15 protein-coding genes are annotated in these 13,169 nt (G+C 34.5%); all 15 read right to left on the bottom strand.

Annotated features, from left to right (window positions below; genetic code table 11):
* Positions 1 to 73 precede the first annotated feature (73 nt).
* The 15 genes from rseP to HNQ35_RS05320 all read right to left on the bottom strand — a co-directional run bounded on the left by rseP (position 74) and on the right by HNQ35_RS05320 (position 13,167).
* On the bottom strand, positions 74 to 1,339 hold the full coding sequence (rseP, locus tag HNQ35_RS05390) for an RIP metalloprotease RseP (RefSeq protein ID WP_146935745.1): 1,266 nt from the start codon (positions 1,337 to 1,339) through the stop codon (positions 74 to 76).
* 96 nt (positions 1,340 to 1,435) lie between these two features.
* Positions 1,436 to 2,212, bottom strand: coding sequence for a phosphatidate cytidylyltransferase (locus HNQ35_RS05385; RefSeq protein ID WP_146935743.1), 777 nt, complete (start codon positions 2,210 to 2,212; stop codon positions 1,436 to 1,438).
* Positions 2,213 to 2,227: 15 nt separating this feature from the next.
* On the bottom strand, positions 2,228 to 2,998 hold the full coding sequence (gene uppS / locus HNQ35_RS05380) for an undecaprenyl pyrophosphate synthase (RefSeq protein ID WP_146935741.1): 771 nt from the start codon (positions 2,996 to 2,998) through the stop codon (positions 2,228 to 2,230).
* A gap of 230 nt (positions 2,999 to 3,228) precedes the next feature.
* Entirely contained in the window at positions 3,229 to 3,786 is a 558-nt protein-coding gene (frr, locus tag HNQ35_RS05375; RefSeq protein ID WP_146935739.1) for a ribosome recycling factor, read from the bottom strand.
* Between the two features lies 1 nt (position 3,787).
* Positions 3,788 to 4,510: a UMP kinase gene (gene pyrH / locus HNQ35_RS05370; RefSeq protein ID WP_146935736.1), complete on the bottom strand. Its 723-nt coding sequence runs from the start codon at positions 4,508 to 4,510 to the stop codon at positions 3,788 to 3,790.
* Positions 4,511 to 4,577: 67 nt separating this feature from the next.
* On the bottom strand, positions 4,578 to 5,462 hold the full coding sequence (tsf, locus tag HNQ35_RS05365) for a translation elongation factor Ts (RefSeq protein ID WP_146935734.1): 885 nt from the start codon (positions 5,460 to 5,462) through the stop codon (positions 4,578 to 4,580).
* Positions 5,463 to 5,564: 102 nt separating this feature from the next.
* The gene (gene rpsB / locus HNQ35_RS05360; protein WP_146935732.1) at positions 5,565 to 6,341 is read right to left on the bottom strand and encodes a 30S ribosomal protein S2; all 777 of its coding nucleotides are present in this window, start codon (positions 6,339 to 6,341) and stop codon (positions 5,565 to 5,567) included.
* Positions 6,342 to 6,528: 187 nt separating this feature from the next.
* Positions 6,529 to 6,972, bottom strand: coding sequence for a DUF6115 domain-containing protein (locus HNQ35_RS05355; RefSeq protein WP_146935730.1), 444 nt, complete (start codon positions 6,970 to 6,972; stop codon positions 6,529 to 6,531).
* 10 nt (positions 6,973 to 6,982) lie between these two features.
* Positions 6,983 to 7,291: a hypothetical protein gene (locus tag HNQ35_RS05350; RefSeq protein ID WP_146935728.1), complete on the bottom strand. Its 309-nt coding sequence runs from the start codon at positions 7,289 to 7,291 to the stop codon at positions 6,983 to 6,985.
* A 14-nt stretch (positions 7,292 to 7,305) separates the two neighbouring features.
* Positions 7,306 to 8,670 (bottom strand): flagellar assembly protein A, encoded by a 1,365-nt coding sequence (locus HNQ35_RS05345; RefSeq protein ID WP_146935726.1) that lies wholly within the window; start codon positions 8,668 to 8,670, stop codon positions 7,306 to 7,308.
* A gap of 27 nt (positions 8,671 to 8,697) precedes the next feature.
* Positions 8,698 to 9,477, bottom strand: a complete 780-nt coding sequence (locus HNQ35_RS05340; protein ID WP_146935724.1) for a FliA/WhiG family RNA polymerase sigma factor — start codon at positions 9,475 to 9,477, stop codon at positions 8,698 to 8,700.
* 30 nt (positions 9,478 to 9,507) lie between these two features.
* The gene (locus tag HNQ35_RS05335) at positions 9,508 to 10,005 is read right to left on the bottom strand and encodes a chemotaxis protein CheD (RefSeq protein WP_146935722.1); all 498 of its coding nucleotides are present in this window, start codon (positions 10,003 to 10,005) and stop codon (positions 9,508 to 9,510) included.
* On the bottom strand, positions 9,998 to 10,633 hold the full coding sequence (locus tag HNQ35_RS05330; RefSeq protein WP_146935720.1) for a chemotaxis protein CheC: 636 nt from the start codon (positions 10,631 to 10,633) through the stop codon (positions 9,998 to 10,000). Before HNQ35_RS05330 ends, HNQ35_RS05335 begins: the two co-directional genes overlap by 8 nt.
* Before the next feature lie 4 nt (positions 10,634 to 10,637).
* Entirely contained in the window at positions 10,638 to 11,117 is a 480-nt protein-coding gene (locus tag HNQ35_RS05325) for a chemotaxis protein CheW (RefSeq protein ID WP_146935718.1), read from the bottom strand.
* Between the two features lie 22 nt (positions 11,118 to 11,139).
* A complete protein-coding gene (locus HNQ35_RS05320; protein WP_146935716.1) occupies positions 11,140 to 13,167 on the bottom strand; it encodes a chemotaxis protein CheA in 2,028 nt (675 codons plus the stop codon).
* Between the last annotated feature and the right edge of the window lie 2 nt (positions 13,168 to 13,169).

Raw genomic sequence — 13,169 nt, 5'->3', positions numbered from 1 at the left:
TTTTTTCCCCCTGTGCTTTAAATAGGTGAACCCTTGTCTTCTAATTGACAAGGGTGTCCTAAACACATGAACATTATAAAAATAATCTTTGAATATCATTCCATGTTACGATAATCATCAATAACATAAGCATAGCAAAGCCTATGAAATGAACAAGTCCCTCTTTTTGAGGATCGATTGGTTTTCCTCTAACAGCTTCAATAGCAATAAAAAGTAGCCTACCACCATCCAAAGCTGGAAGTGGTACGAGATTAATAATTCCTAAATTAATACTTAAAATAGCCGTCCACATAAAAAAGTTAGATATACCTGATTTAACGACTTGATCTGTTGCATCATAGATGCCGACAGGTCCTGACAACATATCAATAGAATATTGCCCTGTAATTAACTTTCCCAAGTTCGTTAAGATTAATGTTGTTATTTCATATGTTTTTGTAAAGCCATATTTAACGGTGCCGACAGCAGATTTATGAAATGCTTGATAAACGCCAATCTGTCCGAATTCTTCATCAATTTCTTCAATATAGACAGCGTTAGGAGTAACAGATAGTTCAATTTGTTCATCGTCTCGTTGAACAGTCATCGCTAATTCTGTTTCTGGATTTTCACGTACAATGATTTGAAATTCGGTAAAGCTTTCAATTGTTGTACCGTTGATTTTAATTATTTCATCACCATTTTTAAATCCGGCTTGTTCAGCTGGACTCCCTGGCTGTATTTGGTCTATCTTTGCTTGTTCTACAGGTACACCTTGTGTAAAACCTAGAACGAAGAAAATGACAATTGCTAAAAGGAAGTTCATCATTGGACCTGCAAATAGTTGCATAGCACGTTGTCCAACTGTTTTTGATGCGAATTGTCGATCATATGGTGCAATTTGTGTTTCATTTTCATCCATGATAAAAAATGCTTTCTCATCTACTGAAAATACATGTTTTTCTTCATGATCATCTAATTCATAGCCTTCAATGACTAGGCGATGATCTAAATCAACATGTTCAACTTCAATCACGCGAGCATTCGGATGTTTTTCTTTATGATTAACAATTATTTTATTTACTTTACCTTCATGATTAAATTCTAGCCCGATATGATGACCAGGCTTTAATTCGATAATTTCTGGATCTTCTCCTGCAACTCTTACATATCCTCCCATTGGAAGAAGACGAATTGTATAGACGGTTTCATTTTTTTTAAAGGAAAATATTTTTGGCCCAAACCCTATCGCAAATTCACGTACAAGCATTCCTGCACGTTTTGCAAAAATCATATGGCCAAACTCATGAATAAAAACGAGTAGACCAAACATGAAAATAAAAGCCAATATCGTTTTCAATGCCGGCACCTTCCTTTTGCAATCATTGATATTTAATACATCTTTTGTTTGAATTATCGAGAACACATTATTGTTCAACGATAATCTCTTACTATTTTACAGCAAAACATAAATAATATGAAATATAGGAAACACAAATAATAAACTATCCATTCGGTCAAGAATTCCTCCATGACCTGGTAGTAATTTTCCTGAATCTTTTACATCATAATGCCTTTTATAAGCTGAAGCAACTAAATCACCAATTTGGCCTGCCATAGATAAAAATACTGTTGCAGTTAACATCAAATGTTTCGGTATAGGTAATGGGTGAATAACTTGGAAAATATAACCAAACACACAAGCAAATAGGATACCACCTATAGCACCTGCAACTGTTTTATTTGGACTAATATCTGGCCACAGTTTACGCTTACCTAAAGCACGTCCGGTAAAATATGCTCCTGTATCCGTTGACCATACAACAATCAATAGATAAAAAACGTAAGCTAGACTTTGTAAACGGGTTTCCATAAAAAAGAAAAAGCCAATTGTCAAGTAAAGCATCGCTATTAATGTAAAGCCCACTTCATCGAATGTAAAGCGATTCTTAGAAAGAACCGTGTAAAACAGCATAATAATAATATATACAATAACAATATCTATTTTAGTTAAGTGTAATTCGACCGTATTTGGCAACAATAAAAACCATAAAAAAACTAAAGTTATAATCGCTGGAAATGTACCTAGCGATATGTTACGCATCCGTAGTAATTCATACAAACCAATAGATGCCATCAAATAGGTCAAAATGATAAAAGGAAGCTTTCCGTAAATTAATATTGGGACGAATATAAGTAATGCAATAATCGCTGTAATAATCCGTTTTTTCATCTTTATGACACAACCTTAAATTCCGCCGTAGCGCCTTTTTCTTTTTTGATAATCAAGCAATGCATTGTAAAATACCTCTTCTGTAAAATCAGGCCATAATACATCTGTAAAATAAAACTCTGAATATGCACACTGCCATAGTAAAAAGTTACTTAATCGCTGTTCTCCACTTGTACGTATAAGTAAGTCTGGATCATTCAATCCATTTGTATACAAATATTTGGAAAATATATCTTCATCTAAATCAGCTATTTTGTTCATCATATCGTTATCTTGATAATCTTTGACTAATTGTTTTACGGCACGCACGATTTCCAATCGTGAACCATAATTTATTGCAAAATTAAGTAACATGCCATCATTATCTTTTGATTGTTCTTTAGCACTTTCAACTGCTTCTCGTGTATGTTTTGGTAAATGAGCTAAATCACCAATTGTATCAATACGAACATTCTTTTCCAGTAACTCAGGTAAATATATATGTAAATATTCTTTAGGGAGACGCATTAAAAAATCCACTTCAGAAGTCGGTCGTTTCCAATTCTCCGTTGAAAATGCAAATAATGTTAAAATCTTAACGTTAAATTTCGTCGCTGCACGCACTGCACGCTGTGTCGCCTCCATACCTTCTTTATGTCCTGCGACTCGGGGAAATCCCCGTCTTTTTGCCCATCTCCCATTTCCGTCCATAATAATAGCAACATGGAAAGGGATATTTTTAAGTTGATCCACTTTATATAATTGTTCTCTATCTTTCTTTTTTAAAAAAGGAAGTCTAATTGACATAATTTGTCCTCCGATTATTATTGAATTAAATGCGGAATACATCTTATAACATTTGATATGATTTAATGAATCGTTATATACATCTTATTATAGTACATTACGAATTAAGTTTGTATGATAAATTTGTAATTAAATGATATCATCTATTTGTTTTAATCTCCGCTAGCCAATAATAACACAAAAGCCCCCTTATACAAAGAGGGCTCTATTAAAAACAGAAGATATTCAAATTAAACTTCCATAATATCTGCTTCTTTTTCTTTCAATAATTCATCGATTTTAGCAATGTATTTGTCTGTCTCTTTTTGAACATCATCTTGATAAGTTCGTAATTCGTCTTCAGTAATATCGCCGCTCTTTTCTAATTTTTTCAATTCGTCATTCGCTTCTCGGCGGAAATTACGGATTTGAATACGACTTTCTTCTGCGTACTTTCCTACAATCTTAACCAATTCTTTTCTACGTTCCTCTGTTAATGCGGGAATATTAATGCGAATAACATGACCGTCACTAGATGGTGATAAGCCTAGGTCGGCTTTTTGAATCGCTTTTTCTATGTCGCTGATAACAGATTTATCATAGGGTGTAATAGATAAAAGTCTTGCTTCAGGCGTCGAAATCGTTGCTAATTGATTAAGAGGCGTGGCTGCTCCATAATAATCAACAAGGACATTATCAAGAATACTTGGATTAGCTCTTCCGGTACGTACAGTAGCAATGTTTCTTGTAAATGCTTGAATCGCTTGCTCCATTTTTTCACGCATTGATTTAAAAATTTCCGAACTCATTTTAATTCCCCCTTATCGTTGTTCCAATTGTTTCGCCTTGAACGACACGTTTAATATTCCCTTCTTCTGTAATCGAAAAGACAATTAAAGGTATATCATTATCCATACAAAGCGTAGACGCTGTTGAATCCATGACACCTAATCCTTCATTCAACATGTCTAAATATGATAAGTTATCGTATTTCTGTGCGTTTTTATTGGTTTTTGGATCATCAGTATAGACACCATCAACATTATTTTTAGCCATTAAAATAACTTCTGCTTCGATCTCCGCCGCTCGTAATGCAGCTGTCGTATCTGTAGAAAAATATGGGTTTCCAGTACCTGCAGCGAATATGACAACACGCTTTTTTTCTAAGTGACGTATAGCTTTTCTTCTTATATATGGTTCAGCTACTTGACGCATTTCAATAGATGTCTGAACACGTGTTGGAATACCGATCTTTTCCAATGCATCTTGTAAAGCTAAAGAATTCATAACAGTAGCAAGCATTCCCATATAATCCGCAGTAGCACGATCCATCCCCATTTCACTACCGACTTTTCCACGCCAAATATTTCCACCGCCCACGACGATGGCAACTTCAACACCTAAATCAGCCACTTCTTTAACTTGATTGGCGATTGATTGAATCACTTTTGGCTCAATTCCATATCCTTGATTGCCACTTAGGGCTTCTCCACTTAATTTCAATACAATTCTGCGGTAACAAGCTGTTGTCATAATAACCTCCATAGCAATATTATAATAGATGTAATACAAGAATAGGGAACATCGTGTTCCCTATAACTTATTTTTTAATTTGACTCATAACCTCTTCGGCAAAGTTTTCTTCACGTTTCTCCATACCTTCACCAACTTCATAGCGAACAAATGCTTTTACAGTTCCGCCATGATTGGCAACATGCTTCTTAACTTTAACATCAGGATCTTTAACAAATGGTTGATCAAGAACACAAATTTCTTCAAAAAATTTACCTAGACGGCCTTCAACCATTTTTTCTACAATATGCTCTGGTTTACCTTCGTTTAATGCTTGTGTTTTTAAAATTTCACGTTCGTGGTTCACTTCTTCTTCTGGAACATCATCACGAGATACGTAACGTGGGTTAGAAGCTGCTACATGCATAGCGATATCTTTCGCAACTTCATCATCTTTAGTACCTTCAATAAGCGTTAATACACCAATACGTCCTCCCATATGGAGATATGAACCAAATACATCGTTATCTGTTTTGTTCATAATTTCAAAGCGACGAAGAGAAATTTTCTCACCAATTGTTGCAATCATTGAGTTGATATACGTCTCAACCGTATCCCCTTCACCGTGAAGTTTTTGCTGTAAAGCCTCTTCAACAGTTGCTGGCTTTTGGGAAACGATATGTTTTCCGAGTTCTGCTAGTAGTTTTTGGAATTGATCATTTTTTGTAACGAAATCTGTCTCACAGTTTACTTCTAATAGTGCAGCTGTATTGTTATCAACTTCCACATATGTAGCCCCTTCAGCAGCAATACGATCTGCTTTCTTTGCTGCCTTTGCGATACCTTTCTCACGTAGATAATCAACAGCAGCATCAATATTTCCGTCTGTCTCAACAAGTGCTTTTTTGCAGTCCATCATACCTGCACCTGTTTTTTCACGTAATTCTTTAACCATTTTAGCTGTTATTGCCATTTGTTAAATCCTCCCTTGTTATTATCCTGTTCCATTTTTTAAAAAGGAATCATATCTTTAAAAAAAGTGATAAAAGGTATTCCCCCTTATCACCTTTCATCATTACTCTTGTGTTGTTTCTACTTTTTCTTCTGTATTAACTACTTCTTCAACTACTTCTTCCTCAGTAGTTTTAGCTTCCACTTCATCTAATTCTTCGCCCTGTTTCACTTCAAGAATAGCATCTGCCATCTTAGATGTTAATAATTTAACAGCACGAATTGCATCATCGTTTGCTGGGATAACGTAATCCACTTCGTCAGGATCACAGTTTGTATCAACAATACCGATAATCGGGATATTTAGCTTGCGTGCTTCCGCTATGGCGATACGCTCTTTACGTGTATCAATGACAAAAATAGCATCTGGAAGTTTTTTCATATCTTTAATGCCGCCGAGAAATTTCTCAAGACGTGCTTTTTCTTTTAATAAATCAACAACTTCTTTCTTAGGTAGAACATCAAACGTGCCGTCTTCTTCCATTCGTTCAATTGATTTTAAGCGATTAATGCTTTTGCGGATTGTTTTAAAGTTTGTTAAAGTACCACCTAACCAACGTTGGTTAACATAGTACATTCCAGAACGAATCGCTTCTTCTTTGACAGTATTTTGTGCTTGCTTTTTTGTACCGACAAATAAGACTGTACCTCCATTAGCTGCAATATCTTTAACAAAGTTATACGCCTGTTCTACTTTTTTGACTGTTTTTTGTAAGTCAATAATGTAAATACCATTACGTTCAGTGAAAATATACTTCTTCATTTTCGGATTCCAACGGCGTGTTTGGTGTCCGAAATGAACGCCAGCTTCTAACAGCTGTTTCATTGAAATAATTGACATTGTAATCCTCCTAATTGGTTTTATTCCTCCGTCTACATCCTGTTTGTTAACCGACCAGTTACCTGGCACCGAGTAACAAATCCGTAAACGTGTGTATTTATAAATGTCTATGAAAGATACTAGACATTGCGTTACACCAAAAATACTATACCATAACAAATGACGTCAAGCAAGCATTAAATCGTCATTAACTATAAAACTTAATAATTAATTCTGCCTCTGTCTTACCACAATTCAATTTTTTAGCAATCTCTTCAACATCCATACCACTTTGATAGAGCGCCAATACTTTTGCATGTATTGAAGTTTCTACTGAATCATTCGTTTTATTATTATTTATTAAATCAGTTAAATGATTTGAGTCTGTTTTAGGTTGTAACAGATGATTACTTTTATACGTTAACTGTTCCTGTTCTTTGTTAGCTTCAACAGTCTCACCTTGACGTTCTTTGTGATATGATAAAAGTCGATTATTTTCATCTTTTATTTCTTGTAAGTAAGTATCAAATACTTGAGTAATTTTATTATAATCTTTATGTTCCTTTTGTTTATTTGTTACATATAGATGGTAGATTAAATAAAACGAAATCACATGTAACAAAAAACTAATCGTTAACAGAAAAAAGGTCATTGTCTTCTCCTTACTTCATTAAATCGATCTTGTTTCCCAAATAGGGATGCTTAGTAAATGATTGTTTTAGACGTTTGAGATGTTGCTTTTTTGACGATTGTTTGTCTTTTGGATTCTGCTTTTCTTCATCTTTTGTGACCGGATTACGAACTTTACTAGAGGTTTGTACTTGTTTTTGCTTTAACTTTTCTTTTTTTAGTTGACTTTGTGCTAATGTGTCTTGAAATTGTTGGTGTTGCTTTTGCATATGATCTAATGATTTTCCTGCGTTTTGAGTACGTGGTAAAGCGACTTGCATCTCAATCGATTTTAAACTCATTTCAATCACACCCTTTATAAAGGTTGGAATTTAAATTCGTTATGATCCCACGTTACTTTCACATGTTCATAATTTTTATCAACGGTATGCCTGTATTTTCCGTAAATTAACATCGTATTTGCGTAAAGCTTATTTCTTACAATAACTTCTTTGTTAATGGTATCTTCTGTTGGTGTTAATTCAACTATTTTCTTATTCATATCATCTATCTGTTGTTTCGTTTTTTTAAGTGAATGTTGTTGTTTGCTTAACATGAGTTTAAGCTGTTTAGGATTCATTTGATCTTTTGACTGAATGATCTTTTGACCTATCAGCTCGAGTTGTTTAACGGTCGCTTCTGCTTTTTTTCGCTTAGATAATAATGTCTTTAAATCTAATTCCGATGTCTGTGGTCCTAAATATATAACAGTCTTAGTATTCATTCGATTTCCGACATCATTTACTTCTATTTTTCGCTCAGCACTGACATGACCACCTATAATGTTTCCTTGTTTACAATAAACAGTATTTTTAGCTAAACAATGGCTATGTAGAATAGAATTTTCAACAAATAAATCTCGCCCACATTTAACTTGTCCTTGATTAACATATCCAATATGAACATCCTCTGCTGCTTCGATCTTTCCAGTTTTGAGTCCGGCTATGCCTTCTGAAATATAAATTGAGCCACCGCTAACAATCTCTGCTGCTTCAACCATACCGTATATTTTAATATCACCTGCCGCTCGAACTGTATAGCCTGATGGGACATCACCATGTATAATAATAGAACCATTAAAATCAAGATTACCAATTTTCATTGATAATGATTCGTGTACTTCGTATACTTCATGAACATGGATTGAGTTACTCGCTACATTAACTTGTCCGGAAGCAGTTGCATAAAAAGATAGATTTTCTTCATTAAAGGTAACGTTTTTCCCAGCGCGACATAAAACAGGCTTACCCATTTTTGCTGGAACGAGATTACCAAATATATCCATACCATTTTTCCCTTTTGTAGGTAGCGTTATAACAGCTAATTGATCACCCTTTTTAACCATTGGAATTTGCATCACATCGCGAAAGTTCCATTCATCACGTTCCTTGATTTGTTCTGTTGTCGGACATGTATAGGTAATTGTTCCATCTTTTCCATGTTCAGGATACGTTCCTTTTGCAATTAATATAGGAAAGTTGATGCTAGATATGTCTTCAATGAGTTGTTTCACATGTTTTTCAATCACACCATGTTTGATTTGATTTTTATTTAGAAACTGCATTAATTCAGTTTCAGTTATTCGCTTAGGATGGTTTGTAAAATCTTGTTTACAATGGAGTTCAGCTTGCATGCGGTCACGTGTATATTTAATAAAGAAATGAGATTTCATATCCTCCATGCCATTTTGCTCCTTTATAATAATGTGTTAACCGTGTTCAATTACTTTTAAAAGGACTTTATTTAATTTAAAAATCGCTTTCTTATGGATTTGGGAAATACGTGACGTCGTTAAATCTAATATTTTACCTATCTCAGTAAACGTCAATTCATGATGATAAAAGAGATTAATAATTAATTGCTCATTTTTATTTAATGTTTGCAAAGCTTTTTCAAGGTCATCAAGTAACTCATCCATTAAGAGCTTTTCTTCTGGTTGAATGACTTTGTTATCAGGTATTGCATATCCAATACCTTCTTTTTGATCCGTATAATGATCATTTGGTTGTTCATCAATCGACATGATATTAGAAAAGAGTGTATCACGCATGACCGTTTCAACTTCATCAACGGTCATGTTGACCTCTTTAGCTATTTCTTCTGCGGTTGGCTCTCTCTCATATTTTTGCTCTAATATGCGTGATGTCTCATCGATTTTTTTCATTTTTTCTCGCATAGATCGTGGAACCCAGTCCTCTTTTCGCAATCCATCAATAATAGCTCCTCTGATCCGGAAAGAAGCATATGTATCAAATTTTAAGCCACGCTTACGTTCAAATTTCTTAATCGCATCATATAAACCAACCATTCCATAACTGATTAAATCATCTTTTAAAACGTTAGGTGGTAAATGAGTTGCAATTCTCTCTACGTGAAAATGGACGAGATACATATAATTATCTATTAACCGACTTGCTGCATCGCCATTCTTATTTGCTAAGAAATTATCCCACAGTTTTTCCTCTAGAGAAGATAAATGAGTTGACACGATAATGATACTCCTCTCTATATATAGAACTTATATAAAAGTTTCACCTTTATTTACCGTTCGTATTTTCAATTGCTTCGTTTCTGGATCAAATTCAATTGTTCTACCACTACTACCGCCAACATCAGCAGCTATAATTGGTATTCGATACTTGGCTAATGTTTGTTTTACAGCTTCAATATTTCTTGGACCAATTCGCATCATGTCATTTCCATTATTAAACTTAAACATCTGCGCTCCACCAGCGATCTTAGCTCGTAATCTATACGGCATTGCTCCCTGTAAAACCATTTTTTCAACTAGTATCTTAATGGCTGTATCGGCATACTTATAATTGTTTTTATTTACCAATTTCGCTTGCTGTGAATCTGGCAACATGATGTGAGCTAGCCCACCAAGCTTCATTTTTTCATCGTAAATGACAACTCCTACACATGATCCTAATCCAGAGGTGCGAATTTTATCCGGAGCTTTAACGATATTTAAATCGGCTATACCGACTTTAATAATTTGCTGGTACTTACTCATACTCGTTAATCCCCAATGATGTAAAGAGCTTATTAAATGAGTCAGCATCTGGAATAAAGAAAAACTGTCCCTTAATCCCATTAGTCGGTTCATGACTGCTTATTTTCGTGTCAATAATTAATGCATAGTCAATAACGTGAGATAATTCTAATAAGCCGTCAACTATTACCGCGCCAGCCATATCAATGCCTAAGTAAGGAATTGATGGACGCATATCAAGTCTAGTAAAGTCAGATAACGCCGAAAGATACGCACCAGTTAAAATATTTCCAATTTCTTTTAATACCGAGATAGCCATTTCATTTTGTCGCATCGTTTCAGGATCAAAAATTGCTATATCATCTTGTAATATTTCATGGACTAAATTTTCCGCTTCTTTTAATGCCATGATGAAATAAACGGTACCAGGAGCATCTCCTTCTACTCGAAAGACCGTGGCAGCAATAATTTGTTCAGGTCCACCTATCTGTTCAATCAGTTCGTTAAGTGCAACAATCCGAATTGATGGCACTTCCATATCTATTTTCTTTCGCAATAGTTGTGACAAAGAAGTTGCTGCATTACCCGCTCCTATATTACCAATTTCACGTAATATATCTTCTTGAATCGAAGTTAAAAATGTATCCATATTTCTAACCTTCCATCCGAGATATTTGTTGCGTTCTTTCGATATCTTGTTCTGTCAAGATTTTTTCTAAATCTAATAAGATTAGTAAACGTTCATTTAGATTGGCAACACCTCGAATATAATCATATACTTCTGTTCCAATAACGTCTGGAGATGGTTCGATCGCTTCATCTGGTAAATCAATCACATCATTTGCACCATCGACAATAAAGCCTACTTCTATTTCATTCACATGAACAATGATGATTCTAGTAGCTTCATTATATTGAATAGATTCCATACCGAAGCGAGTCCTTAAATCAATAATCGGTGTAACAACCCCACGTAAATTAATAACGCCTTTAATATAGTTGGCTGTTCCTGGTACTCTAGTAATAGGATGCAAACGCTCAATTCCACCAACATGGCGTACCGGTATGACATATTCTTCTTCACCTAACTGGAAGACGATAACTTTTCTATCTTCTAACTCTGTATACTCCATCAACAATATCTCCTCTCACGATTTATTTTACTAAAGCATTCGTATCAATTATGAGTGCTACTTGACCATCACCTAATATCGTTGCTCCTGAAATAGCAAAGACATCTTGTAAATATTTTCCTAATGATTTTAATACGATTTCTTGTTGTCCAATAAAAGAATCAACGACAAGAGCTGCCATTTTATCACCTTTTTTGACAATGACAATAGATTCATACTCATCTTCTTCATAATCAGAGTATTTTGGTACATTAAAAATGTCCTTTAAAAATACGAGTGGGACAACATTACCCCGAAAATCAATCACTTTCTTATGATGAGCAGATAAAATCTGTTTTTTCTCAATGATTGCTGTTTCAATAATTGAAGATAATGGAATGGCGTATGTTTCATTTTCTATTTCTATTAATAAAACAGACATAATAGATAAAGTTAATGGAAGTTGGATTGAAAAAATGGATCCTTTATCTTGCTCTGAATCTATTGATACGCGACCACCTAACGATTCTATTTTAGTCCTAACGACATCTAGACCGACACCACGTCCAGATACATCTGATACAACTTCAGCCGTTGAAAAGCCACTAGCTAAAATTAATTCATATACTTCTTGGTCTTTTAAAGAATGTGCTTGGCTTTCATGTATGATGCCATTCTCTATCGCTTTCTTTAATACTTTCTCTCGGTTAATTCCAGCTCCATCATCTGTGATTTCAATGAATACGTGGTTTCCACTATGGTAAGCCTTCAGTTGAATCGTTCCTTGTTCTGGCTTTCCTTTTCTTCTTCTTTCTTCTGGTTTTTCTATTCCGTGATCTACTGCATTACGTAATAAATGAACCAACGGATCTCCAATTTCATCAATAACTGTTCGATCTAGTTCCGTTTCCGCTCCAATAATATCAATTGCGATATCTTTTTCCATTTCTCGACTTAATTTGCGAATCATACGTGGAAAGCGGCTAAATACTTGTTCAATAGGTACCATTCGCATTGTTAAAATAATATTTTGTAAATCGCCTGACACTCTTGTCATACGCTCAACCGTTTCCTGTAACTCTTGATGATTTAATTCACTTGCGATTTGTTCTAAACGTCCGCGGTCAATAACGAGTTCTTCAAATAAATTCATCAAAATATCAAGACGTTCAATATTAACACGAATCGTCTTAGAAACTTGTCTACCTGAACGATTAGGTATTGACTTTTCGTCCGTTTTATTCCTTTCCTTTATCGCCTTATTATCCGTTTCAAGTTTTTCTTGCGCTTTTTTATACGTTTTCGTTGAAAATGGATTGATAATGATATGACTAACTTCAGAAATCTTCTTCAATTTTTTCTTCAATTCATCTTTAGGATACTTTGTAATAAATAGCACTTTAAACTGAAAATCAAAATTCTCTTCTTCTAAATCATTAACAGGTGGATCTGACTTTATGATCTCTCCATGCTTTTCAAGAACTTCAAATACCATAAATGTTCGTGCTGCTTTAAGTAAACAATCTTCATTCAGTTGCACAGTTATTTCATAGTTACTAAATCCTCGTTCAGAAGCCTCGTTTAGAATGGATAGTTCAAATTCATCTAAATTACTCATCGATCGTTCATTTTGCACCTTCGCATTTCCTTTTTCTCCTTGTGCTGATGATTCTGAAGATGTATCGACTTGCGCTCCTTTTTCTAATTTATCTAATTTATTTACTAAATGTGAAATATCTTGTTCACCTGTGCCGCCACTTGCAATATCTTCAACCATTGCTAATAATTGTTCATGCACTTCAAATAATACGTCCATCATGTCAACTTGCACACTTAACTTATCATAGCGAATGGCATCAAAAACATTCTCGAGTTTATGAGTTAAGTCAGCCATATCATTATATCCCATTGTAGCTGACATCCCTTTTAATGTATGAGCAGCGCGAAAGATTTCTTCAATGATTGATTTATCAGATGGATTTTTTTCTAACTCCAACATATAATCAGACATTGTGTTAAGATGTTCAGTACTTTCATCAATAAATATAGCTAAATATTGGTTTGTATCCATTT

The sequence above is a fragment of the Cerasibacillus quisquiliarum genome (assembly GCF_014202495.1).
GTDB lineage: Bacteria > Bacillota > Bacilli > Bacillales > Amphibacillaceae > Cerasibacillus > Cerasibacillus quisquiliarum.
This window is presented reverse-complemented; position numbering and strand designations above follow the sequence as displayed.